Here is a 23,778-nt window from a genome sequence, read left to right as displayed (position 1 = left end):
GCGCGGAACCGGGGTGCAGCAAGTGGGGTACGGAGAAGGAGTGTCAGTGGCGCACGGTACGTTCGTCGTGGCGATGTGTCCTGATTGCGTGTGAGGTGTCCGTTGCAGCTGGCGCAGGTGGAGGGGGTCCTGGAGCGGATCACGTACGCCAATGAGGACACGGGGTACACGGTGGCGCGGGTGGACACCGGGCGTGGGGCGAACGATCTGCTGACGGTGGTGGGGGCGCTGCTCGGGGCGCAGGTGGGGGAGAGCCTGCGGTTGTTCGGGCGGTGGGGGTCGCATCCGCAGTACGGGCGGCAGTTCACGGTGGAGAACTACACGACGGTGCTGCCGGCCACCGTGCAGGGCATTCAGCGGTACCTGGGTTCGGGGTTGATCAAGGGGATCGGGCCGCGGTTCGCGGAGCGGATCGTGGAGCGCTTCGGGGTGGAGACCCTGGAGGTGATCGAGAACGAGCCGAAGCGGCTGATCGAGGTGCCGGGTCTGGGGCCGAAGCGGACGAAGATGATCGCCAAGGCGTGGGAGGAGCAGAAGTCCATCAAGGAGGTGATGGTCTTCCTGCAGAGCGTCGGGGTGTCGACCTCGCTGGCGGTGCGGATCTACAAGCAGTACGCGGACGCGTCGATCGGGGTGGTGAAGAACCAGCCGTACCGGCTGGCGGCGGACGTGTGGGGCATCGGGTTCCTGACGGCGGACCGGATCGCGCAGGCGGTGGGCATTCCGCACGATTCGCCGGAGCGGGTGAAGGCGGGCCTGCAGTATGCGTTGTCGCAGTCGACCGACCAGGGGCACTGCTATCTGCCGGAGGAGCGGCTGATCGCGGACGGGGTGAAGCTGCTGCAGGTGGACGTCGGGCTGGTGATCGACTGCCTGGCGGAGCTGGTCGCGGCGGAAGGCGTGGTGCAGGAGCGGCTGCCGGGCGGGGACGGGCTGGAGATCACGGCGGTGTACCTGGTGCCGTTCCACCGGGCGGAGATCTCGCTGGCGGGTCAGCTGTTGCGGCTGCTGCGGGCCGAGGAGGACCGGTTGCCGTGGTTCCGGGGGGTGGACTGGCCGGCCGCGCTGGGCTGGCTGGCGAAGCGGACGGGCGCCGAACTCGCCCCGGAGCAGGAGCAGTCGGTGCGTCTGGCGCTGACCGAGAAGGTCGCGGTGCTGACCGGCGGCCCGGGCTGCGGCAAGTCGTTCACGGTGAAGTCGATCGTCCAGCTGGCGTTGGCGAAGCGGGCGAAGGTGGTGCTGGCGGCGCCGACCGGGCGGGCGGCGAAGCGACTGGCGGAGCTGACCGGCGCGGAGGCGTCCACCGTGCACCGGCTGCTGGAGCTGAAGCCGGGCGGGGACGCCGCGTACGACCGGGACCGGCCGTTGGACGCCGACCTGGTGGTGGTGGACGAGGCGTCGATGCTGGACCTGATCCTGGCGAACAAGCTGGTCAAGGCGGTCGCGCCGGGCGCGCACCTGCTGTTCGTGGGGGACGTGGACCAGCTGCCGTCGGTGGGGGCGGGCGAGGTGCTGCGGGATCTGCTGTCCTCGGGCAGCCCGATTCCGTCGGTGCGGCTGACCCGGATCTTCCGGCAGGCGCAGCAGTCGGGCGTGGTGGTGAACGCGCACCGGATCAACGAGGGCCTGCCGCCGCTGACCGATGGCCTGCCGGACTTCTTCCTGTTCGCGGAGGACGACGCGGAGCGCGCGGCGGGCCTGACGGTGGACGTGGTGGCCCGCCGTATCCCGCAGCGCTTCGGCCTGGACCCGCGGCGCGACGTCCAGGTGCTGGCGCCGATGCACCGCGGCCCCGCGGGGGCGGGCGCGCTGAACACGCTGCTCCAGTCGGCGGTGACGCCGGCCCGCGAGGGCCTGCCCGAACGCCGTTTCGGCGGGCGGACGTTCCGGGTCGGCGACAAGGTGACGCAGATCCGCAACAACTACGACAAGGGGCGCAGCGGCGTCTTCAACGGCACAGTGGGCGTCGTGACCTCGCTCAGCGTGGACGACCAGCGGCTGACGGTGATGACCGACGAGGACGAGGAGGTGCCGTACGACTTCGACGAGCTCGACGAGTTGGCGCACGCGTACGCGGTGACGATCCACCGTTCGCAGGGCAGCGAATATCCGGCGGTGGTGATTCCCGTCACGACCTCGGCGTGGACGATGCTTCAGCGCAACCTGTTGTACACGGCGGTGACGCGGGCGAAGAAGCTGGTGGTCCTGGTGGGGTCGCGGAAGGCGATCGGGCAGGCGGTGCGGGCGGTGAGCGCCGGGCGGCGGCACTCCGCGCTGGACCACAGATTGGCCTCGGGGCGCGGTTCAGGGGGTACGGTACGGTCAGAGGTTGTCTTGACGTGAAGAGATTTACAGCGGAACCTGGTCTGGTGCCGATCTTGTCCGGTTCACACCGGCTGCGGCAGCAGAGTTTGTAGGCCCTGGTCCTTTCCGGGGCCACCCCCGGTGCGCGGCCGTCCTTCGAGTGAGGGATCGTTGAGACAGTCAGGGCAGTCGGATGAGGATCAAATTTCGTCGGTGAGGAAGACGTGAGCGACAAATCGGTAGTACTGCGGTACCAGGACGGCGAGTACGAGTACCCCGTCGTCGAGAGCACTGCGGGCAACGCCGGCTTCGACATCTCGAAGCTGCTTCCGCAGACCGGCCTGGTCACCCTGGACAACGGTTTCGGCAACACCGCCGCCAACAAGTCCGCGATCACTTTCATTGACGGTGACGCCGGCATCCTGCGCTACCGCGGCTACCCGATCGAGCAGCTGGCCGGCGAGGCCAACTTCATCGAGACCGCCTACCTGCTGATCAACGGCGAGCTGCCGAACGCGGACCAGCTGGCGGCGTTCAACAACGAGATCACCCAGCACACCCTGCTGCACGAGGACGTCAAGCGCTTCTTCCAGGGCTTCCCGCGGGACGCGCACCCGATGGCGATGCTGTCCTCGGTGGTCGGCGCGCTCTCCACCTTCTACCCGGAGAGCCACAACCCGTTCGACGCCGCCCAGCGCCACCTGTCGACGGTGCGCCTGCTGGCGAAGCTGCCGACGATCGCGGCGTACGCGTACAAGAAGGCGGTGGGCCAGCCCTTCGTCTACCCGCGCAACGACCTCGGCTACGTCGAGAACTTCCTGCGGATGACCTTCGCCGTCCCGGCCGAGGACTACGAGCTGAACCCGGTCGTGGTCAACGCGCTGGACAAGCTGCTCATCCTGCACGCCGACCACGAGCAGAACTGCTCCACCTCGACGGTGCGCCTGGTCGGCTCCTCGCACGCCAACCTGTTCGCCTCGATCTCGGCGGGCATCTCGGCGCTCTGGGGTCCGCTGCACGGCGGCGCCAACCAGGCCGTGCTGGAGATGCTGGAGCAGATCAAGAACGACGGCGGCGACGTCGACGCCTTCATCCGCAAGGTGAAGAACCGCGAGGACGGCGTCAAGCTGATGGGCTTCGGCCACCGCGTCTACAAGGCGTTCGACCCGCGCGCCGCACAGGTCAAGGTGCTCGCCCACGAGGTGCTGTCCCAGCTCGGCAAGTCCGACGAGCTGCTGGACATCGCCCTCAAGCTGGAGGAGCACGCGCTCAAGGACGACTTCTTCGTCTCGCGCCGCCTGTACCCGAACGTGGACTTCTACACGGGCCTGATCTACCGCGCGATGGGCTTCCCGACCAGCATGTTCACCGTGCTGTTCGCGCTCGGCCGGCTGCCCGGCTGGATCGCCCACTGGCACGAGATGATCAAGGACCCGACCAGCCGGATCGGCCGCCCGCGGCAGATCTACACCGGCGTCGAGATCCGCGACTACGTGCCGCTCGACGCCCGCTGAGCGAGCCGCAGCCGCAACGAAGGGGCCCGGCCCCCTGCCACCCGATGAGGGAGGCGGGGGCCGGGCCCTTCTTCATGTCTTCATGGCTGTGATGGTTGGGGCGCACGGCGCCCGGGACGATCCCGGGTGGGGAACGGCCGCTCAAAGCAATCCCCGGGCTCCCGGATCCGGCCCGGCGCCGTGCGCGAGGGCCGTCGACGAATCGACGACCGTCCGGGGCCCGCCGGAGCCCCGCTCTACAAAAGGTAAGACGTAACAGGGGGCGCAGAGTTACGCCAGGGGGGTGTGAGTTGCCTCTCTCCACTCTCCGTGTGCATCCGCGCACCCGGACGGCGGAGCGCATATCACACCGCACGGCGAGCGCGCGGCGTCACCCACCCCGCAGACACCGCAACCCAGCGTGATAGGAATCGTGGCAATCCGGTACGGACCGCCTGCCATCCGCTGAGCGGTGAACGGTCAGGGAGGGAGTGCGCTATGGCCAGGAACGTTGTTGTCACCGGTGGAGGCACCGGCATCGGCCTTGAGGTGGCCCGGCGCTTCGCCGAGGCCGGAGAGCGGGTGGTGATCGTCGGCCGCCGCCCCGGCGTCCTGGACCACGCCACCGCGGAACTCGGCCCCAACGTCACCCCGTTGGTGTGCGACCTGGCCGACCCGGACGCCGTGGAGGCCGCCCTGGCCGAGCTGCCCGCCCGGATCGACGTGCTGGTCAACAACGCCGGCAGCCGGGAGACGGTGTTCGGCGCCGGCCCGCACGCCGTACTGGCCCGCTGGCGCGGCGACTTCGAGCGCAACGTGCTCACCGCCGTGCTGCTCACCGAGTCCGTCCGCGACCGGCTCACCCCCGGCTCCGGCCGGGTCGTCACCGTCTCCTCGATCGCCGCACTGCGCGGCGCCGGCTCCTACGGGGCGGCGAAGGCCTCGCTGCACGCCTGGAACAACTTCCTGGCCGCCCAGCTCGGCCCGTCCGGGATCACCGCCAACATCGTGGCGCCCGGCACGGTGGCGGGCACCGAGTTCTTCGGGCCGCGCCTGGACGAGGCGGAGGTCGCCCGCCGCTCGGCGCGCACCCTGCTCGGGCGGATCGGCGAGTCCGGGGAGGTCGCCGCCGCCGTGTGCTTCCTCGCCTCCGAGGAGGCCGGGTTCATCACCGGCGAGATCCTGCACTGCAACGGCGGTGAACTGCTCGGGCGTTGACCGGGCGGCCGGTGTCCGTTCAGGCCGGTCGGAAGTTGCGCAGGCGCAGGCTGTTGGTGACCACGAAGACCGAGGAGAAGGCCATGGCGGCGCCCGCGATCATGGGGTTGAGCAGGCCGGTGGCGGCCAGTGGCAGGGCGGCGACGTTGTAGGCGAAGGCCCAGAACAGGTTGCCCTTGATGGTGGCCAGGGTGCGCCGGGACAGTCGGATGGCGTCGGCGGCGGAGCGGAGGTCGCCGCGGACCAGGGTGAGGTCGGCGGCCTCGATGGCGGCGTCGGTGCCGGTGCCGATGGCCAGGCCGAGGTCGGCCTGGGCGAGGGCGGCCGCGTCGTTGACGCCGTCGCCGACCATGGCGACGGTGCGGCCTTCGGCCTGCAGCCGCTGCACGGTGGCGACCTTGTCCTCGGGCAGCACCTCGGCGATCACGTCCTCGGCGGGGATGCCGACCTCGGCCGCCACCGACTCGGCGACCAGCCGGTTGTCACCGGTCAGCAGTACCGGGCGCAGGCCCAGGGCCCGCAGCTCGGCGATCGCCTCCGCGCTGGTCGGCTTCACGGCGTCCGCCACCTCCAGCACGGCCCGCGCCGCACCGTCCCAGGCGACGGTGACGGCGGTCCGGCCGGCCCGTTCGGCGGCGGCCCGGGCGGAGGCGAGGGCGGGCGGCAGGGGCGTGTCGGCGAGCAGTGCGGCGCGTCCGGCCAGCACCTGATGGCCTTCGACCATGCCCTGCACGCCCAGCCCGGGCAGGTTCTCGAAGCTCTCGACGGGTTTCAGCTCGCCGAACTTCTCCTGTGCGGCGGTGGCGACGGCCTGGGCGATCGGGTGTTCGGAGGCGTGCTCCAGCGCGCCGGCCAGCCGCAGTGCCTCGTCCTCGGTGGTGCCCTCGGTGGTGTGGACGCCGACCAGGGTCATCCTGCCGGTGGTCACGGTGCCGGTCTTGTCGAGGACGATGGTGTCGACCTTGCGGGTGTTCTCCAGAACCTCGGGGCCCTTGATCAGGATGCCGAGCTGGGCGCCGCGACCGGTGCCGACCATCAGGGCGGTCGGGGTGGCCAGACCCAGGGCGCAGGGGCAGGCGATGATCAGCACCGCGACGGCGGCGGTGAACGCCTCGGTGGGGCTGTCGGTGACCAGCAGCCACCCGACCAGGGTGGCGAGGGCGATCAGGATGACGGAGGGCACGAAGACGGCGGAGATCCGGTCGGCGAGGCGCTGCGCGGCGGCCTTGCCGTTCTGCGCGTCCTCGACCAGCTTGGCCATTCGCGCGAGTTGGGTGTCCGCGCCGACCCGGGTGGCTTCGATCACCAGCCGTCCGCCGGCGTTGACGGTCGCGCCGGTGACGGGGTCGCCGACGGCGACCTCGACCGGCACCGACTCGCCGGTCAGCATCGAGGCGTCCACGGCGGAGCTGCCCTCGATCACGGTGCCGTCGGTGGCGATCTTCTCGCCGGGACGGACCACGAACCGGTCGCCGACCGCGAGTTGGCCGATCGGGACACGGCTCTCGCGGCCGCCGCGCAGCACCGCCACGTCCTTGGCGCCGAGGTCGAGCAGGGCGTGCAGGGCGGCGCCGGCGCGGCGCTTGGAGCGGGCCTCCAGCCAGCGGCCGAGCAGGATCAGGGTGGTGACGGCGGCGGCGGTCTCCAGGTACAGGGTGGAGGAGGCGCCGGTGCGGTCAACGGTGAAGGCGAAGGAGTGCCGCATGCCGGGCATCCCGGCGTGCCCCCAGAACAGCGCCCACACCGACCAGCCGAAGGCGGCCAGGGTGCCGAGCGAGACCAGGGTGTCCATGGTCGCGGCGCCGTGCTTGGCGTTGGTCCAGGCGGCGGCGCGGTGGAACGGCCAGCCGCCGTACACCACGACGGGGCCGGTGAGGGCGAAGGCCAGCCACTGCCAGTTGTCGAACTGCAGGGCCGGGACCATCGAGAGCAGCACCACCGGGAGGCTGAGCACGGCGCTGATCAGCAGCCGCTCGCGCAGGGGGTCGGGCTCCGGCGCGGGTGCTTCCGGTTCGGGCTCGGGGGGCGCCGGGAGTTCGGCGGTGTAGCCGGTCTTCTCCACGGTGGCGATCAGCTCGGCGACGCTGGTGCCGGGGCCGAAGTCCACCCGGGCCTTCCCGGTCGCGAAGTTGACGCCCGCCTCGACGCCGTCCATGCGGTTGAGCTTCTTCTCGATCCGGGCGGCGCAGGACGCGCAGGTCATGCCGCCGATCGCCAGTTCGACGCGTTCCCTGGGTCCGGACGGGGCGGCGGGATCGGTGGTGGTGCTCATCGGCTCGTTCCTTCTCGGCGGGGGCGGCCGGAACTGCTCGGCCGCCCCCGTGGTGGCTCAGGCGGCCCGGCCGACCAGCTCGTAGCCGGCCTCGTCCACGGCGGCGGCGATCTGCTCGTCGCCGATCGGGGACTCGGCGGTCACGGTGACGGTACCGGCCTTGGCGTCGGAGGAGACCGCGGTGACACCCGGAAGGGCGGAGACCTCGCCGTTGATCGCCTTCTCGCAGTGGCCGCAGCTCATGCCGCTGACGGTGTAGGTGACGGTGCTGGACATGGAGACCTCCGGGACGCTCGCGCTTGTACCGATAGGAACAGCATACCCCCTAGGGGTATTCCCTCCAGGGGTGACCGGTGTTTTCTCCGGTCGGAGCAACCGGCGGCCCGCCCCCGAGCCTAGTCCGCGCCCGTCGCCCGTCCGCCACGGCGGGCGGCCCGTCGCCGCCTGCTGCTCCGAACGGCCGGGCCGCCCTCCGATACCCGCTCGGCCGAACAGGGCGGGGCGAGTACGCGTCCGATATGTTCGGGAATGTGCCCCTTCGACGCCGGGATCGCACGGCGGCCACCGGGAGCGGCGACCCGTCGCCCGCCCGCCGCCACAGCGCGCTGCTCGCCGCCGACCCGCAGGACATCTCCGTCCTGCGCCGGGCCACGCCCGCACTGCTGGCCATCGGCGTGGTGGCCGTGGCCGACATCCTGGCCGGGTCGAGCACCTACCTCGCGCCGCTGATGGTCGTGGTGCCGTCCATCGCCACGCTCACCCTCAAACCGCGCGAGCTGATCGCGGTCTGCCTGCTCGGCCTGCTGGTGATGTTCGGCCTCAACCACTACTACGACAGGGTCACCGCGCCGGCCGACAGCCGCTTCCTGTTCGGCGCGACGATCAGCTACCTCGCGCTCAGCGCGTTCAGCGCCTTCGTCGCCGAACTGCGGATGCGACGAGCCGAGGCCTTCACGGCCGTCAGCTCGGTCGCGGAGGCCGCCCAACGGGCGCTGCTGAGCCAGCCCGAACCGGTCGTCGGGCCGCTGCGGCTCGCCGTGCGCTACGTCTCCGCCGCCGACGCCGCACGGATCGGCGGCGACCTGTACTCCGTCCTGGACACCCCGTACGGCACCCGGGTGCTGGTCGGCGACGTCCGCGGCAAGGGCCTCGGCGCGGTGCAGACCGCGGCCGTGGTGCTCGGCGCGTTCCGCGAGGCCGCCTACGACGAGACCGAACTGCCCGTGGTGGCCGGCCGGATCGAGGCCAGCATGCACCGGCACGTCGCCGACGGGGAGTTCACCACCGCGCTGTTCGCCGAGTTCGGCGCCACCGGCCGGATCGAACTGCTGCACCTCGGACACGTCCCGCCGATCCGGGTCGGCGCCGACGGCCGCGCCGAGGTGCTGGAGGCCACCGACCCGTGGCTGCCACTCGGCCTCGGCGACCTCGCGGCGGCCGGCGCGCCCTGCCCCACCGCCGTCGCCTTCGGCCCGCAGGACGTCCTGGTGCTGTGCACCGACGGCGTGGTCGAGGCCAAGGGCCGCCGCTCCGGCACCTTCTACCCGCTGGCCGAACGCGTCGGCCCGCTGGTCAAGGACGGCTGGCGCTCCCTGGCCGACCTGGAGACCGCCGTCGCCCGCATCTACTCCGACCTACTGGCGCACACCGGTGGCGAACTCGCCGACGACGCGCTGCTGCTGCTGATCACCCGGCCGGGCCCGGCCGGGTGATCACTTGGCCTCGCCGTAGCAGTCGACCACCGCGGTGCTGAGCGGAAAGCGCACCGGGGTGTCGCCGAAGACCAGGGCCGCGGCCTCGTCGGCGGCCGCGGCGACCTCGGCGGCCACCGCGTCGGCCAGATCGGCCGGGGTGTGCACCACCACCTCGTCGTGCTGGAAGAACACCAGGTGCGGGCGGTCCGGGCCGTTGCGCAGCGCGGTCAGCCGGCGGCGCAGCGCCGCCAGCAGGGCCAGCGCCCAGTCGGCGCCGCTGCCCTGGATGACGAAGTTGCGGGTGAAACGGCCCCGGGCGCGGGCCGAACGGCCGGCCGCCTCGCCGGCCTCCGGGGCCTCGGTGAGGTCCAGCCAGTCCGCCGAGGGCGGCGGGCAGACCCGGCCCAGCCGGGAGGAGACCACACCGCCGTCCTCGCCGGTGCGGGCCGCGGCCTCCACATAGCCCATCGCGACCGGATAGCGGCGGCGCAGCGTGTTCAGCAGCGGGCCGATGCCGCCGCCGGTCTGGCCGTACATCGCGCCCAGCAGACCCAGCTTGGCCTTCTCCCGGTCGCCCTGGAAGGCGCTGGCGGCGAGCGCCGCGTACAGGTCGCCGCCGGCGGCGGTACGGGCCAGGCCGCGGTCGCCGGACATCGCGGCCAGCACCCGCGGCTCCAGCTGCGCGGCGTCCGCGACCACCAGCAGCCAGCCCGGGTCGGCGACCACGGCGCGGCGCATGGTGCGCGGGATCTGCAGCGCGCCGCCGCCCCGGGACGCCCAGCGGCCGGTGACCACGCCGCCCACCACGTACTCGGGGCGGAACCGGCCGCCGCGCGCCCACGTCGCCTGCCAGGCCCAGCCGTGCGCGGTGTGCAGCCGCGACAGCTCCTTGTAGCGGATCATCAGGGCGGCCGCCGGGTGGTCGATCGCCTTCAGCTCCCACGAGCGGGTGGAGGACAGGTGGATGCCGCGGTCGGCGAACGCCTTGATCACCTTGGTGTGCGAGTCCAGGTTGAACGGCTTGACGCCGAGCGCCTGCTGGACCTCCACGGCGAGCTCGGACAGCTTCGCGGGCAGCGTGCCCGGCAGGGTCGGGCGCGGGCCGAGCAGCTCGGTCAGCAGCGCGTCGTGCACGTCGGCACGCCACGGCAGTCCGTCGTACGCCATCTCGCAGGCCAGCAGCGCCCCCGCCGACTCGGCCGCCACCAGCAGCCGGAACCGGGACCGGGCCGCCGGATCGGCGATCGCCGCGAGTCGCCGCAGCTGCTCCGCGTGGACGGCCACCGTGGCCTCCAACGGATCGGTGCCGGGCGGCAGTTGGAGCCGGTCCGGCGCGAACAGGCCGTCGTCGTCCGGCAGCAGGCCCTCCGGCAGATCGGCCGGCACCGGCAGCCCGCGCAGCCGCGCCCAGGCCGCGCCCAGCGAACGCGGCGCGCCGAGCCGCCCCTCCTGGCCGAGCAGCAGCGTCTCCGTCAGCCGCAGGTCGTGGCAGCGCGCCACCCGGTCCGGCAGCTCGGCCAGCAGCGGGCCGTACGCGGTGTCGGCCGTCGGCCACACCCAGCGCGGCGCGTGCTCGGCCTCCACCGCAGCCACCGCCTCGGCCAGCCGCGGCACCCGCTCGGCCGGGCCGAGCGGGGAGCCGTCCTCGGCCAGCGGGCGCAGCCGGCCGCCCGGGCCGTGCGGGTCGGGCACCAGGGCGTAACGCACGGGGCGGCTCCTTCCGGGTAGCGGTACGGGGGCGTGCGGGTGGACCTGTTGACGGTAGCCGGTACCGGTGACAGCCGCCGTGAGGACGGCAGGTGGGGGATTCGGTGTTCCGCCCGGGCCCGGCGCCCCGTAGGGTCGGCGAACATGAGCGACAATCCCTTCTTCTCGCCCAGCACCCTGGTGTTCGAGCTTCCGCCCTTCGCCGAGATCCGGGAAGAGCACTACCGTCCGGCGTTCGAGCGGGGCATGGCCGACCAGCTCGCCGAGGTCGCCGCGATCGTCGCCGACCCGGAGCCGCCGACCTTCGACAACACCGTGGTGGCGCTGGAGCGTTCCGGCGCGGTGCTGCGCCGGGTGAGCGTGGTGTTCGAGAACCAGGACTCCTCCGACACCACCCCCGGAGTCCAGGAACTCGACGCCGAGATCAGCCCCCGGCTGGCCGCGCACTCCGACGCGATCCACCTCGACGCGGCGCTGTTCGCCCGCCTCGACACCCTCCACCGCACCCGCCACGAACTCGGCCTGGACGCCGAGTCGTTGCGCCTGCTGGAGCGCCGCCACACCGCCTTCGTCCGGGCCGGCGCCCGCCTCGACGAGGCCGGCCAGCAGCGGCTGCGCGAGATCAACACCCAACTCGCGGCCGACGCCGCCGCGTTCCGCAAGAACACCCACGAGGCCTCGCTGGCCGGCGCGATCGTGGTGGACAGCGCCGACGCCCTCGACGGGCTGCCCGACACCGCGATCGCCGCCGCCGCCGAGAACGCCCGCGCGCTCGGCCACGACGGCCACTGGGTGCTCAGCCTGAAGAACTTCTCCAACCAGACCGAACTCGCCCAGCTCACCGACCGCGCGCTGCGCGAGCGCCTGCTCACCGCCTCGCTGCGGCGCGGCCTGGACACCAACGGCCCGCTGGCCGCCCGGATGGCCGCGCTGCGTGCCGAACGCGCCGCGCTGCTCGGCCACGCCAGCCACGCCGCGTACGTGGTCGCCGACGAGACCGCCGGCACCGTCGAGGCGGTCGGCGCGATGCTCGGCCGACTGGTCGGGCCCGCCGTGGCCAACGCGCAGCGCGAGGCCGCCGAGCTGGCGGCCGCCGCGGCCGCCGACGGCGTCACCGAACTCGCCGCGCACGACTGGGCGTTCTACGCCGAGAAGGTGCGCGCCGAGCGCTACGACGTGGACACCGCGGCACTGCGCCCGTACTTCGAACTGGAGCGGGTGCTGCGCGACGGCGTGTTCTTCGCGGCCAACCTGGCGTACGGCCTGCGGTTCACCGAGCGGCCGGAACTGACGGCCTACCACCCCGACGCCCGGGTCTTCGAGGTGACCGACGCGGACGGCTCCGCGCTGGGCCTGTTCATCGGCGACTTCTTCGCCCGCGAGTCCAAGCGCGGCGGCGCGTGGATGAACGAACTGGTCTCGCAGTCCCGCCTGCTGGGCGGCAAGCCGGTGGTGGTCAACAACCTCAACATCGCGCACCCGGCGGCCGGGGAACCGGCGCTGCTCAGCTGGGACGAGGTGCGGACGCTGTTCCACGAGTTCGGGCACGCGCTGCACGGCCTGTTCTCCGATGTGACGTACCCGCTGTTCGCGGGCACCGAGGTGCCGCGCGACTTCGTGGAGTTCCCGTCCCAGGTCAACGAGATGTGGATGGTCTGGCCCGAGGTGCTGGCGAACTACGCCCGGCACCACGTCACCGGCGAGCCGCTGCCCGCCGAGGTGGTCGAGCGGATGCTGGCCGCCGAGAACTACGGGCAGGGCTTCCGCACCGTCGAGTACCTGGCGGCGGCGCTGCTCGACTGGGCGTGGCACTCGCTGCCCGCCGGGACGGTCGTCGAGGACGCGGAGGCGTTCGAGGTGCGGGCTCTCGCCGAGGCCGGCGTGGGGATGGCGACGGTGCCGCCGCGGTACCGGACCGGGTACTTCAACCACGTGTTCTCGAACGGGTACAGCGCCGGGTACTACGCGTACATCTGGTCCGAGGTGCTGGACGCCGAGACGGTGGAGTGGTTCCGGGAGGGCGGGCGCGCGGTGCGGGAGAGCGGGGAGCTGTTCCGGGCCGAGCTGCTGTCGCGGGGCGGGAGCCGGGACGCGATGGAGTGTGTGCGGGCGGTGCTGGGGCGGGATGCGTCGATCGAGCCGCTGCTGGTTCGGCGCGGGCTGAAGTAGCCGGGCCGCAGGGCGTGCGGGTTCGTCGCGTGCGCCCTCGGTCCTGCTCGCGCAGTTCGCACCCTCGCTTCGCTGGGGGACCCCCGCGCCCCGGTCGGGGCGCGGGGGTCCTGTGACGTCTATTCGGTGAAGACAGGGCCGTAGCCGGGGGCCGGGTTGCCGGTGGGGGTGAGGGCGCAGTAGCCGCCGGTGCCCCGGCACCAGTACCACATGGTCCAGGCGGCGGCGAAGCCGTTCATCGCGGTGACCTGGCGGCGGATCAGTTCGGCGTTGCCCGGGGTGGCGGCGCTGGGCGGGCCCCATTCGCCGACCAGGACGGGGAGGTGGTGGGCGCGGGGGTAGGCGGTGATGGCGTCGGTGTAGGCGTCGATGAAGCCGCCGGCCGGGTCCCAGTCGCGGCCGGCTTCGACGGCGGTGTCGTAGAAGTGCGGGGCGTAGCCGATCCGGTCGGCGCCGGGGCGGGGGTCGGTGAAGGCGGGGAGCCTGGTGGGGACGCCCTGGCCGACCAGGACGGTGGGTTCGACGAACAGCCAGGCGTCGCGGTCGGCCTGACGGACCGCCGTGATCAGGCGGCGGTACATGGCGGGGAGCCGGCCCTGTTCGAGGGCGGCGGCGGAGGCGGCGAGGACGGCCGGGTCGGTGGGGTCGCCGTCCACCGGGCCGAACGGCTCGTTGAACAGGTCGTAGCCCAGTAGGGCGCGGTGGCCGCGCAGTTCGCGGGCGACGGTGGTGTACAGGTCGGCCTGGGCGCGGTGCAGGTCGCGGTCGTCGTAGAGGTGGCGGAAGGCGGCCTGGACGGAGGGCTGGAAGTAGCCGGCGAACCAGTCGTTCGGGTCGGGCGTGAACGGCAGGCCGTCGTCGCGGGTGGCCCAGCTGGGCGCGCCGCCCTTTCCGCCGCCGAAGTACTGCCCGTAGACGTCCTGGTGGAAGTCGACGACGGCGTACAGGTGGTACTTCTCGGCCCAGTCCAGGATGCGGTGCAGGCGGGCGAGCTGGGCCCGGTCGTAGCGGCCGGGGTCGGGTTCGAGGCGGGCCCAGGAGACGGCGACGCGGATCAGCCGGAAGCCGTGCGAGGCGAGGTCGCGCAGGTCGGCCTCGGTGGTCTCGTCGTACTTGTCGAGGTTGAAGCCACGCAGGTCGAGGACGCGGCCGTGCCGGTCGGTGAAGGCGGTGCGGCCGTCGGGGAGGGTGGTGGCGGAGACCTTGCGGGCGTCGAACCGGTCGGCGCGGTCGACGGGCGGGCCGGCCGAGACGGTGCCGAGGACGACGGCGGCGGTGAGCAGCAGGGCGGCGGCGGAGCGGCGGACGCGCACGGGACACCTCGCGGCGGGGTGGGGGGAGGGAGTGCGCCGATCCTGCCGGAGCCGTCCCCGCCGCACAAGAGGTGAGACCCGCTCATGTTTGACGGGCGGTCAGGCCTCCGGGGCGACGATCATCGGCGGCAGGTCGGCGGCGGCGGAGAGCCGGCCCCACAGCAGGTCGGCCAGTGCCTGCACCATCCGGGCGCGCGGGCAGGGGCGGGTCTCCAGCCACCAGTCGCCGGCCGCCAGCACCATGCCGGTGATCGAGCGGCCCCAGGTCTCGGAGAGCAGCGGCCCGTCCTGCCCGAGGTCGATCTGCTGCTGGATGGCCCGGGTGATCTCCTCGGCGATCTGCCGCAGCGCCGGCGCCAGCGCGTTGCCCGCGCCGGTGGGGTCGCCGGGCTCGGGGTGGGTGAGCAGCCGGTACACCTGCGGGCGGGCCTCGATCGCGGCCAGGTAGATGTCCAGCACGTGCTCGACCCGGTCGCGGCGCTCCAGCGGCTCGTTGAGGGCGGCCCGGACGGCGGCCAGCAGTCCGGCCGTGTGACGTGCCGTCAGTGCGCCGATCAGGCCGTTCCGGTCGCCGAAGTGCCGGTACAGGATGGGCTTCGTGATGCCCGCCTCGGCGGCGATCGCGTTCATGCTGGCGCTCGGGCCCTCGCGCTGGACGACCCGGTCGGCGGCGTTGAGCAGTTGTTCGCGGCGGGGTTCGCTGGTCATGTGCTGCTCCTCGTGCGTGCAGGGCGGCCCGGGACGGGCGTTGACACCGGTTACCTATCGGTAGCAGACTCGCCACCATGTTACCGGAGGTAACAGCGCAGTGGCGCGGACGCTCCGGCCCGCATCCCCGTCTCATGGAGGCCGACCATGACCACCTTCTCGCTCGACCCCGGGCCGGACCAGATCGCCGTCCGCGACTGGCTGCACGGCTTCGCCGCCGACGTCATCCGTCCGGCCGCCGCCGAGTGGGACGAGCGCGAGGAGACCCCCTGGCCGATCATCCAGGAGGCCGCCAAGATCGGCATCTACTCGCTCGACTTCTACGCCCAGCAGTTCTTCGACCCGTCCGGCGTCGGCATCCCGATCGCCATGGAGGAACTGTTCTGGGGCGACGCCGGCATCGGCCTGGCCATCACCGGCACCACCCTGGCCGCCGTCGCCGTGCTCGCCAACGGCACCGACGAGCAGATCGGCACCTGGGCGCCGCAGATGTTCGGCACCCCCGAGGACGTCAAGGTCGCCGCGTTCTGCTCCTCCGAGCCCGACGCCGGCTCCGACGTCTCCGCGCTGCGCACCCGCGCCGTCTACGACCAGGCCAAGGACGAGTGGGTGATCAACGGCACCAAGACCTGGGCCACCAACGGCGGCATCGCCCACGTCCACGTGGTGGTCGCCACCGTCGACCCCGAGCTCGGCGCGCGCGGCCAGGCGTCCTTCCTGATCCCGCCCGGCACCAAGGGCCTGAGCCAGGGCCAGAAGTTCAAGAAGCACGGCATCCGTGCCTCGCACACCGCCGAGGTCGTCCTCGACGACGTACGGATCCCCGGCCACTGCCTGCTCGGCGGCAAGGAGAAGCTGGACGCCCGCCTCGCCCGGGCCCGCGAGGGCAGCAAGGGCGGCGGCAAGAACGCCGCGATGGCCACCTTCGAGGCCTCCCGCCCGGCCGTTGGCGCGCAGGCCATCGGCATCGCCCGGGCCGCGTACGAGGTCGCCCTCGACTACGCCAGGACCCGGGTCCAGTTCGGCAAGCCGATCATCGAGAACCAGGGCGTCGCCTTCCAGCTGGCCGACATGAAGACCCGGATCGACGCGGCCCGGCTGCTGGTCTGGCGGGCCTCCTGGATGGCCGTCAACAACCAGCCGTTCACCAACGCCGAAGGCTCGATGTCCAAGCTGTACGCCGGCGAGACGGCCAAGTTCGTCACCGCGCAGGCCATGCAGATCCTCGGCGGCAACGGCTTCACCCGCGAATACCCGGTCGAGCGGATGCACCGCGACAGCGCCATCTACACCGTCTTCGAGGGCACCAGCGAGATCCAGCGCCTGGTCATCGCCCGGGCCATCTCCGGCGCGCCGATCCGCTGACGGGCCACCCGCCGGCCCGGGTGTGGTCCCGCTGCACCACGCGGGACCACCGCGATGATCACGTTCTTCGGCTCCACGCCGTCGCTGATTCGGCAGGCCCGGGCGGTCTCGACGGCGGGGGCGGACATGCTGCTCTTCCGAATGGGCCGGACTCGCGGTGTGGCGATCGGACCATCGGAAATCGGGCGGCACCGGCGGGCCGCTGTGCGCCGATCAGAAACTCGGCTCGCGGCGCTCCAGGAACGCCGCCAGGCCCTCACGGACGTCCGGCGCCGTGCGGGAGGCGCGCTCCCAGGGCTCCAGGGCGGCCGCCGCGTCTGCCGGGGCGACGGCCAGCGCCGCCTTCACCGCGCCGATCGTCTGCGGCGAACGATGGGTCAGCAGGCGGGCGAACTCCCGCGCCCGGGAGTCGAGTTCGCCGGCCGGGACGACCTCGTCCAGCAGGCCGAAGAGCTCCGCGCGGGCGGCCGGGACGAGCGTGCCGGAGAACAGCAGGTACTTGGCCCGGGCCGGGCCGACCAGCGCGGCCAGCCGCAGCGTCGGCACCGCCGGGTACACCACGCCCAGCTTGGCCGGGGTGATGCCGAGCCGGGCGTCCTCGGCGGCGAACCGCAGGTCGCAGGCGACCGCCAGCTGGCAGCCGCCGCCCACGCAGGCGCCCCGGATCACCGCCAGCGTCGGGCGCGGGAAGGCCGCCAGCGCCTCCTCGGCCGCCACGTTCAACGCGTGGTAGGCGTCCGCGGCGGCCGGATCGGCGTACACCTCGGCGAGTTCGGCGATGTCCGCACCGGCCGAGAAGGTGCCCTCCGCGCCGGTCAGCAGCAGCGCCCGCACGTCGGTGCGGGTACCCAGCTCGGCCAGCAGGCCCGGCAGCGCCCGCCACATGGCGCCGGTCACCGCGTTGCGGCGCTCCGGCCGGTCCAGCAGCACCGTTGCCACCCCGTCCGCGCCCACCCAGCAGCGCAGGCCCGCCACCTCGGTCGGCAACTCGGTGTCCCCGGGGCCGGGGCGGTCGAGCGGATCGGTGCTCGCGGACATCACGGCCTCCGGGACGCTGGGGAAGGGGCGGGCGTCAGCCTTCCACAGCGCGCCGGGTGCGGGCCATGTGATCCGGATCAAGCCGCCTGGCGGGCCGTCCGCCACTCCGGCGCCAGCATCGACCAGATCTCCAGGTCCAGGCGCTCGCCGCGGTGCTCGGTGTACTTGCGCAGCGTCCCGTCCAGGGTCATGCCCAGGCGCTGGGCGGTCGCCCGGCTGCGCGGGTTCACCGTGGAGTTCCACCACTCGGCGCGGTACAGGCCGCGCTCCAGCAGCGCGTAGTCCAGCAGGTGCCGGACCGCCTCGGTGACCAGCCCGCGGCCCCGGCCGGCCGGCTCCGACCACACGCCGATCTCGCACACCCCGCCCTTGGCGTCGAAGTGGACGAACATCGTCCCGCCGACCAGGGTGCCGTCGAGCCAGATCCCGTAGATCCGGCCGGTGTCGCCGGCCTGCTTGTCGGCGTACCGCTGCAGGGTCGCGCGGGCCGACGCCAGGTCGGTGCTGGAGGCGGCCCACGGGATGAACGGGTCGACGGTGGCCCGGGCGCGGTCCATGTGCGCCAGGAACTCCTCGGCCTGCCACGGCTCCAGCGGGCGGAGCTCGGCGTTCTCGGCGAGTGCGACGGTGTACATGGGCGGCCCCTCCGGTGTTCCGACATACATAACAAACGTTTGGTAGGTACCCTAGCGCGATGACACCACCCGCTCGCGGAGACCATGAAGCCCGCCGCCGGGACGTCTCCGAGGCGGTCTGGCGGGTACTCGCCGCCCGCGGCTTCGGCGGACTCACCCTGCGCGCCGTGGCCGCCGAACTCGGCGCCTCCACCGGGCTGCTCACCCACTACTTCCCCAACAAGCGGGCCCTGGTCGCACACGCACTGGACGTCCTCGACCGGCAGTCCGCCGAACGCCACCGCCCCGCCACCGCCGAAGCCGCCACCGCCCGCGGCCTGACCGTGCTGCGCGCCGCCCTGCTCGACATCCTGCCGCTGGACGGCGCGGGCGCGGCCGGCAACCGGATCTGGGTCGGCTCCTGGGACGTCGCGCTCACCGACCCCGAACTGACCGCCGAACACGCCGAGCGCTACCGCCGCAGCCGGCGGCGGATGACCGAGCTGTGCGCCGAGGCCCAGGAACGGGGCGAACTCCCCACCGACCGGCCGGCCGCGGACCTTGCCGCGCTGGCCCAGTCCTTCGCGCTCGGACTGGTGGTGCAGGCGCTGTTCGCGCCCGCCGAATTCCCGCCGGAGCGCCAACGCGCGCTGCTGGACGGGTTCCTGGCCGGCCTGGTGGCGGGGGAGGGGCCGGGCCCGGCCGGGGGCTGACCGGGGGCCGGGCAGGGACTGGCGGGGGACTGGTGGGGCAGACCGGGACTGGCCGGCGCGGGGTGGGGACTGGCGGAGGTCGGCCTGGGCTGACCGGGGGCCGACCGGACTGGCCGGGGCGGGGGTGGGGCTCCTCGACGGGTCGCCGGAGTGTGGTGTGCCCCCAGCAGGATTCGAACCTGCGACCTACCGCTTAGAAGGCGGGTGCTCTATCCGCTGAGCTATGGGGGCCGGGTGTGACGTCGGCCCGCTTGCCGGGCCTGGGCGCCGGACGGGATGTTCCGGGACAGGATACGGGTGTTCAGTTCCGCCACCTGGACTTGGAAGACCGGACAGGGGTGTGTCGGCCTCCACGGGGCGGTCCGATAATCGCAGGTAGTGCCGTGGTGCGCAGCGTCCTGTGGCGTCCTGGAGCCGGACGTTGTGCAGTCGTTACGGGGCTGTCTCCCCACCCGTTATGCATTCGGCGCGGCAATCCCCCGAACCGGCCCGCGGGTGGGGGCATGTTTAGGGGTTCGTTCCGGCGGATGACATGGACGGGGCGAGTTGACGTCCGCCCGTTCGGGGTTTCGGCGGTGGCGTACGGGTGTCCAGTGGGGGCACGGCGTGATTTGTCGTGGACACGCCTCCAGCTTGTCACTTCAAGTGATCGATTCCGAACAGGAAATCACCGACATTTCACTCTCCCGAGTTATCGAGGTTTTCCACAGGGCCGAGTTTTCCACAGGGGAGGCGAAGTTGCTGGTCCGAATTCGCCGATGGGCGGAGGATCTGTCCGCGGCGGAAATACCGTCGGCGAAAAGCGGTTCGGCCGGTGCGGCGGCCGGAGAACGGAGGCAGGGGAATGGACGGCGCGCTGGTGACGATGGTCGGCAATGCGGCCTCGAATGTGACGTACCGGGAGACGGCCGGCGGCGTGGCCGTTGCCAGCTTCCGACTGGCCGCCACCGAGCGGCGCTACGACCGGGAGCGCGGGGATTGGGCGGATGGCGAGACCACCTGGGTGACGGTGGTGGCCTGGCGGCGGCTCGCCGTCAATGTGGTCAGTTCGGTCACCAAGGGAGACCCGCTGGTGGTGAGCGGGCGGCTGCGGGTGCGCGAATGGGGGGAGGAGAGCAGTCGGCGCACCGAGGTGGAGATCGACGCCCGCGCGGTGGGGCACGATCTCACCCGCGGCACCGCGGTCTTCAAGCGCGCGGTGGAGGCCCGGGTGGCGGAGGCCAGAACGGCGGTGGTGCAGGGCAGTTCGGCGGCCGAGTGGCCGACCGGCCCGGCCCGGGGCGGATCGCGGGCGGTGCGACTGGTGGAGGAGGCGGTGCCGGAATGGATCGTCAAAGCGGTGGCGGCCCGCCGGGAGGCCGATGCGGCGGCGGCCGCGGCCGGGGCGGCCGGTGGTGCGGCGGGCGGCCCGACGGGTGGGACCGCCGGGTCCGCGGGGCCGGGGGGTTCGGATGTGACGGAGGAGGTTCTGAACTGACGGATTCTGGGCACCTGAGGCACCGATCGGTGCAATCCTGATTGCCGCGGCGGCGGTCCATGGCTTTATGTCGACTCATCAACTCCCGCTGGCAGACCGCTCCTTGATAACGAAACAGCCACGATATCGTCCTGATTTGCTACGGGCGCCGAGCGCTCGGGCGGCGTCAATAGGATGCGTCTGGTCCACACACGTGCAGCGGCGCCACAGGGGGTTGCCGCTTTGCAGGGGGCGGGTTGCCACCGGCACGTCGCCGCCCGGAGGGATCGCACATGTTCCACAAGCAGGGGCGGGCTGTCTCCCGCATCGTTGCTGTCATGCTCGCGTCCGGTCTTGTCGTCGGGTCGGGGCTGCTCGCCACCGGCACCGCCGCCGCGGCCGACGGCCACTCGGGAGTGACCGGGAAGCTGCAGGGCGGCGTCCGCTACGGCGAGAAGATCGAACACGAGGTGAGCCCCGGCCACTGGCTGGCCATCCCCGCAGGACAGTTCACCCTCGGTGTGGTCGGCACCGAGAGCACCCTGGACGTCTACTGCATCGACCTGCTCAACGACACGCTCAAGAACGCCACGTACCACGAGACCGACTGGGCCTCCACCTCGCTCTCCCAGCCGGAGAAGGTCAAGGCCAAGGCCGGCCCGAAGATCCAGTGGATCCTCGAGAACTCCTTCCCGAACATCGACGAGGCCGCGCTCTCCAAGGCGTCCGGGATCGACGGTCTGACCAAGGACGACGCCGCCGCGGCCACCCAGGTGGCGATCTGGCACTTCTCCGACCCGAACGTCGCGACCAGGCAGAGCAACGACTTCCCGAAGGCCAAGCAGCTCACCGCCTGGCTGATAGCCCAGGCCGACGCCAAGGGCGGCGCCGAGGAGCCCAAGCCCTCGCTGGCCCTCAACCCGGGCTCGGTGGCCGGCAAGAGCGGCGAGACGCTCGGCCCGATCACCGTCACCACCGGTGGCGGTGCCGCCGACATCGCCGTCGCCCTCGACAAGAAGGGCACCGACGCGGGCGTCACCCTGGTCGACAAGAACGGCGCCACGGTGAAGACCGCCAAGAACGGCGACCAGCTGTTCGCGAAGGTCCCGGCCGGTGCGGACGCCGGCACCGCCACCATCAACGCGGACGCCTCCGCCACCATCAAGCTCGGCCGGGCGTTCGTCGGCGACGAGAACGGCAAGCACAGCCAGACGCTGATCCTGGCCGGCAGCAACAAGGTCAAGGTCAACGCCCTCGCCACCCTCGCCTGGGCGCCCACCGGCCCGATCCCGGCCGCCACCGGCAAGGTCGACTGCACGCAGGGCGCGCTGGTCCTCACCGTCTCCAACAAGGGCGACCGGGACTGGAAGTTCACCGTCGGCGGCAAGGACGTCACCGTGAAGCCCGGCGCCACCCAGGACGTCGTCCTGCCGGTCGCCGAGGACACCGCCTACAACTTCACCGTCACCGGCCCGGGCGGCTTCTCGCAGACCTTCAGCGGGGTGCTGAACTGCAAGACCGACAGCGTCAGCCTGCCGCCGACCACCCCGCCGGCCACCCCGAAGCCCAGCTCGTCCGGTCCTGAGCTGGCCTCCACCGGTGGTGGCATGGGCACCGGCATCACCGCCGCGATCGCCGGCGCGCTGGTCGTCGCCGGTGCCGCCGCGGTCTACGCCCTGCGCCGCCGCGGCCGCCACAGCCGCGCCTGACCCGCACGCTGACCCTCTCCCCGGCCATCCGGTCGGGGGGAGGGGACGGCCCCGCCCCCGCATACAGGGGGCGGGGCCGTTCGCGTCCTGGGCCGCCCGCAGCCGCGGCCCGGCAGGCCGCCGTCACCGCGCACCCCGAAGGGCGTTCGGGGCGGCACCGGCCTTACGGCACAATGGAAGGCTGCAAGCCGATTACTCGACGACGACGCCGGAGCGATCTCACGTGGCGGAATACATCTACACCATGCGCAAGGTGCGCAAGGCACACGGCGACAAGGTCATCCTTGACGACGTGACGCTCTCCTTCCTCCCCGGGGCGAAGATCGGCGTCGTCGGCCCCAACGGCGCCGGCAAGTCCACCGTGCTGCGGATGATGGCCGGTCTGGACCAGCCCTCCAACGGTGACGCCTTCCTCTCGCCGGGCTTCACCGTCGGCATGCTCCAGCAGGAGCCGCCGCTGGACGAGACGAAGACCGTGCTGGAGAACGTCCAGGACGGCGTCAAGGAGACCAAGGGCAAGCTCGACCGGTTCAACGAGATCGCCGAGCTGATGGCGACCGACTACTCGGACGCGCTGCTCGAAGAGATGGGCAAGCTCCAGGAGGACCTGGACCACGCCAACGCCTGGGACTTGGACGCCCAGCTGGAGCAGGCCATGGACGCGCTGGGCTGCCCGCCCGGTGACTGGCCGGTCACCAAGCTGTCCGGTGGCGAGAAGCGCCGCGTGGCGCTGTGCAAGCTGCTGCTGGAGCAGCCCGACCTGCTGCTGCTCGACGAGCCCACCAACCACCTGGACGCCGAGTCGGTGAACTGGCTGGAGCAGCACCTGGAGAAGTACCCCGGCACCGTCGTCGCCGTCACCCACGACCGGTACTTCCTGGACAACGTCGCCGAGTGGATCCTCGAGCTCGACCGCGGCCGCGCCTACCCGTACGAGGGCAACTACTCCACCTACCTGGAGACCAAGCAGACCCGTCTCAAGGTCGAGGGCCAGAAGGACGCCAAGCGCGCCAAGCGGCTCAAGGAAGAGCTGGAGTGGGTCCGCTCCAACGCCAAGGGCCGCCAGGCCAAGTCCAAGGCCCGTCTCGCCCGTTACGAGGAGATGGCGGCCGAGGCCGACAAGATGCGGAAGCTGGACTTCGAGGAGATCCAGATCCCGCCGGGCCCGCGTCTGGGCAGCGTCGTCATCGAGGTCGACAAGCTCAACAAGGCCTTCGGCGAGAAGGTGCTGATCGAAGACCTGAGCTTCACCCTGCCGCGCAACGGCATCGTCGGCATCATCGGCCCGAACGGCGCCGGCAAGACCACCCTGTTCAAGATGCTCCAGGACCTGGAGACCCCGGACAGCGGCACCGTCAAGGTCGGCGAGACCGTCAAGATCAGCTACGTCGACCAGACCCGCTCCAACATCGACCCGAAGAAGACCCTGTGGGAGGTCGTCTCCGACGGCCTCGACTGGATCAACGTCGGCCAGGTCGAGATGCCGTCCCGCGCGTACGTCTCCGCCTTCGGCTTCAAGGGCCCGGACCAGCAGAAGCCGGCCGGCGTGCTGTCCGGTGGTGAGCGCAACCGCCTCAACCTGGCGCTCACCCTCAAGCAGGGCGGCAACCTGCTGCTCCTCGACGAGCCGACCAACGACCTCGACGTCGAGACGCTGTCCTCGCTGGAGAACGCGCTGCTGGAGTTCCCCGGCTGCGCCGTGGTCATCTCCCACGACCGCTGGTTCCTGGACCGAGTGGCCACCCACATCCTCGCCTACGAGGGCGACAGCAAGTGGTTCTGGTTCGAGGGCAACTTCGAGTCCTACGAGAAGAACAAGATCGAGCGCCTGGGCGCCGATGCGGCCCGCCCGCACCGCGCGACCTACAAGAAGCTGACCCGCGGCTGATCCGCGGTTCGCACGGCGGCCCGGCCGCCCCCCCCCCGGGGCGGCCTGCCGGGCGCCGCCCCGAGGGGTCCAGCGGGGGCCCCCGGTGTGAGGCGAACACCCGGGCCCGCCCCACCA

17 protein-coding genes and 1 tRNA gene are annotated in these 23,778 nt (G+C 72.2%); 10 read left to right on the top strand and 8 right to left on the bottom strand.

Annotated elements, in window-relative coordinates:
- Positions 1-102 precede the first annotated feature (102 nt).
- The 3 genes from ACFV18_RS21845 (at position 103) to ACFV18_RS21835 (ending at position 5,015) form a co-directional block, all read left to right on the top strand.
- On the top strand, positions 103-2,343 hold the full coding sequence (locus tag ACFV18_RS21845) for an ATP-dependent RecD-like DNA helicase (RefSeq protein ID WP_380485628.1): 2,241 nt from the start codon (positions 103-105) through the stop codon (positions 2,341-2,343).
- A 185-nt stretch (positions 2,344-2,528) separates the two neighbouring features.
- Positions 2,529-3,818, top strand: coding sequence for a citrate synthase (locus ACFV18_RS21840; protein ID WP_380485626.1), 1,290 nt, complete (start codon positions 2,529-2,531; stop codon positions 3,816-3,818).
- Positions 3,819-4,295: 477 nt separating this feature from the next.
- Complete coding sequence (locus ACFV18_RS21835) at positions 4,296-5,015, top strand: SDR family NAD(P)-dependent oxidoreductase (RefSeq protein WP_380485624.1); 720 nt, start codon at positions 4,296-4,298, stop codon at positions 5,013-5,015.
- A 19-nt stretch (positions 5,016-5,034) separates the two neighbouring features.
- On the opposite strand, the gene ACFV18_RS21830 is transcribed toward ACFV18_RS21835, so the two are convergent.
- Positions 5,035-7,287, bottom strand: a complete 2,253-nt coding sequence (locus tag ACFV18_RS21830; protein WP_380485622.1) for a heavy metal translocating P-type ATPase — start codon at positions 7,285-7,287, stop codon at positions 5,035-5,037.
- Between the two features lie 57 nt (positions 7,288-7,344).
- Positions 7,345-7,563 carry a heavy-metal-associated domain-containing protein gene (locus ACFV18_RS21825; protein ID WP_380485620.1) on the bottom strand — a complete coding sequence of 73 codons (219 nt, stop codon included), beginning with the start codon at positions 7,561-7,563 and terminating at the stop codon, positions 7,345-7,347.
- 254 nt (positions 7,564-7,817) lie between these two features.
- On the opposite strand from ACFV18_RS21825, the gene ACFV18_RS21820 reads away from it, so the two are divergent.
- Positions 7,818-8,999: a PP2C family protein-serine/threonine phosphatase gene (locus tag ACFV18_RS21820; RefSeq protein ID WP_380485619.1), complete on the top strand. Its 1,182-nt coding sequence runs from the start codon at positions 7,818-7,820 to the stop codon at positions 8,997-8,999.
- On the opposite strand, the gene ACFV18_RS21815 is transcribed toward ACFV18_RS21820, so the two are convergent.
- Complete coding sequence (locus ACFV18_RS21815) at positions 9,000-10,688, bottom strand: bifunctional 3'-5' exonuclease/DNA polymerase (protein WP_380485617.1); 1,689 nt, start codon at positions 10,686-10,688, stop codon at positions 9,000-9,002. It lies immediately after the preceding gene.
- A gap of 144 nt (positions 10,689-10,832) precedes the next feature.
- On the opposite strand from ACFV18_RS21815, the gene ACFV18_RS21810 reads away from it, so the two are divergent.
- Positions 10,833-12,857, top strand: coding sequence for a M3 family metallopeptidase (locus tag ACFV18_RS21810; RefSeq protein WP_380485615.1), 2,025 nt, complete (start codon positions 10,833-10,835; stop codon positions 12,855-12,857).
- A 119-nt stretch (positions 12,858-12,976) separates the two neighbouring features.
- Here ACFV18_RS21810 and ACFV18_RS21805 read toward each other — a convergent pair whose 3' ends face one another.
- Both ACFV18_RS21805 and ACFV18_RS21800 read right to left on the bottom strand, forming a co-directional pair.
- Entirely contained in the window at positions 12,977-14,170 is a 1,194-nt protein-coding gene (locus tag ACFV18_RS21805) for a glycoside hydrolase family 5 protein (protein WP_380485613.1), read from the bottom strand.
- A gap of 99 nt (positions 14,171-14,269) precedes the next feature.
- On the bottom strand, positions 14,270-14,878 hold the full coding sequence (locus tag ACFV18_RS21800) for a TetR family transcriptional regulator (protein WP_380485611.1): 609 nt from the start codon (positions 14,876-14,878) through the stop codon (positions 14,270-14,272).
- A gap of 147 nt (positions 14,879-15,025) precedes the next feature.
- On the opposite strand from ACFV18_RS21800, the gene ACFV18_RS21795 reads away from it, so the two are divergent.
- A complete protein-coding gene (locus tag ACFV18_RS21795; RefSeq protein WP_380485609.1) occupies positions 15,026-16,243 on the top strand; it encodes an acyl-CoA dehydrogenase family protein in 1,218 nt (405 codons plus the stop codon).
- Positions 16,244-16,456: 213 nt separating this feature from the next.
- On the opposite strand, the gene ACFV18_RS21790 is transcribed toward ACFV18_RS21795, so the two are convergent.
- Both ACFV18_RS21790 and ACFV18_RS21785 read right to left on the bottom strand, forming a co-directional pair.
- Entirely contained in the window at positions 16,457-17,281 is an 825-nt protein-coding gene (locus ACFV18_RS21790) for an enoyl-CoA hydratase/isomerase family protein (protein ID WP_380485607.1), read from the bottom strand.
- Positions 17,282-17,358: 77 nt separating this feature from the next.
- A complete protein-coding gene (locus tag ACFV18_RS21785; protein WP_380485605.1) occupies positions 17,359-17,916 on the bottom strand; it encodes a GNAT family N-acetyltransferase in 558 nt (185 codons plus the stop codon).
- 59 nt (positions 17,917-17,975) lie between these two features.
- Here ACFV18_RS21785 and ACFV18_RS21780 point away from each other — a divergent pair, with 59 nt between their 5' ends.
- Positions 17,976-18,608, top strand: a complete 633-nt coding sequence (locus tag ACFV18_RS21780) for a TetR/AcrR family transcriptional regulator (RefSeq protein WP_380485603.1) — start codon at positions 17,976-17,978, stop codon at positions 18,606-18,608.
- 158 nt (positions 18,609-18,766) lie between these two features.
- Here the strand turns inward: ACFV18_RS21780 and ACFV18_RS21775 are convergent.
- Positions 18,767-18,839, bottom strand: a tRNA-Arg gene (locus tag ACFV18_RS21775).
- Between the two features lie 613 nt (positions 18,840-19,452).
- On the opposite strand from ACFV18_RS21775, the gene ACFV18_RS21770 reads away from it, so the two are divergent.
- The 3 genes from ACFV18_RS21770 to ettA all read left to right on the top strand — a co-directional run bounded on the left by ACFV18_RS21770 (position 19,453) and on the right by ettA (position 23,661).
- Complete coding sequence (locus ACFV18_RS21770) at positions 19,453-20,085, top strand: single-stranded DNA-binding protein (protein WP_380485601.1); 633 nt, start codon at positions 19,453-19,455, stop codon at positions 20,083-20,085.
- Between the two features lie 272 nt (positions 20,086-20,357).
- Positions 20,358-21,773, top strand: a complete 1,416-nt coding sequence (locus tag ACFV18_RS21765) for a Cys-Gln thioester bond-forming surface protein (RefSeq protein WP_380485599.1) — start codon at positions 20,358-20,360, stop codon at positions 21,771-21,773.
- A 223-nt stretch (positions 21,774-21,996) separates the two neighbouring features.
- On the top strand, positions 21,997-23,661 hold the full coding sequence (ettA, locus tag ACFV18_RS21760; RefSeq protein WP_380485597.1) for an energy-dependent translational throttle protein EttA: 1,665 nt from the start codon (positions 21,997-21,999) through the stop codon (positions 23,659-23,661).
- The last annotated feature ends 117 nt before the right edge of the window (positions 23,662-23,778 follow it).

This window comes from Kitasatospora sp. NPDC059673 (genome assembly GCF_042734215.1).
GTDB lineage: Bacteria > Actinomycetota > Actinomycetes > Streptomycetales > Streptomycetaceae > Kitasatospora.
Note: the sequence above shows the minus strand (reverse complement) of the source record. Positions and strands in the feature narration are given on the sequence as shown.

Excerpts from the sequence above, each read along its gene's own strand:
- ACFV18_RS21795 (WP_380485609.1), top strand. The coding sequence starts at position 15,026 with ATGACCACCTTCTCGCTCGACCCCGGGCCGGACCAGATCGCCGTCCGC.
- ACFV18_RS21785 (WP_380485605.1), bottom strand. The coding sequence starts at position 17,916 with ATGTACACCGTCGCACTCGCCGAGAACGCCGAGCTCCGCCCGCTGGAG.
- ACFV18_RS21810 (WP_380485615.1), top strand. The coding sequence starts at position 10,833 with ATGAGCGACAATCCCTTCTTCTCGCCCAGCACCCTGGTGTTCGAGCTT.
- ACFV18_RS21765 (WP_380485599.1), top strand. The coding sequence starts at position 20,358 with ATGTTCCACAAGCAGGGGCGGGCTGTCTCCCGCATCGTTGCTGTCATG.
- ACFV18_RS21825 (WP_380485620.1), bottom strand. The coding sequence starts at position 7,563 with ATGTCCAGCACCGTCACCTACACCGTCAGCGGCATGAGCTGCGGCCAC.
- ACFV18_RS21830 (WP_380485622.1), bottom strand. The coding sequence starts at position 7,287 with ATGAGCACCACCACCGATCCCGCCGCCCCGTCCGGACCCAGGGAACGC.
- ACFV18_RS21800 (WP_380485611.1), bottom strand. The coding sequence starts at position 14,878 with ATGACCAGCGAACCCCGCCGCGAACAACTGCTCAACGCCGCCGACCGG.
- ACFV18_RS21790 (WP_380485607.1), bottom strand. The coding sequence starts at position 17,281 with ATGTCCGCGAGCACCGATCCGCTCGACCGCCCCGGCCCCGGGGACACC.
- ACFV18_RS21835 (WP_380485624.1), top strand. The coding sequence starts at position 4,296 with ATGGCCAGGAACGTTGTTGTCACCGGTGGAGGCACCGGCATCGGCCTT.
- ACFV18_RS21780 (WP_380485603.1), top strand. The coding sequence starts at position 17,976 with ATGACACCACCCGCTCGCGGAGACCATGAAGCCCGCCGCCGGGACGTC.
- ACFV18_RS21770 (WP_380485601.1), top strand. The coding sequence starts at position 19,453 with ATGGACGGCGCGCTGGTGACGATGGTCGGCAATGCGGCCTCGAATGTG.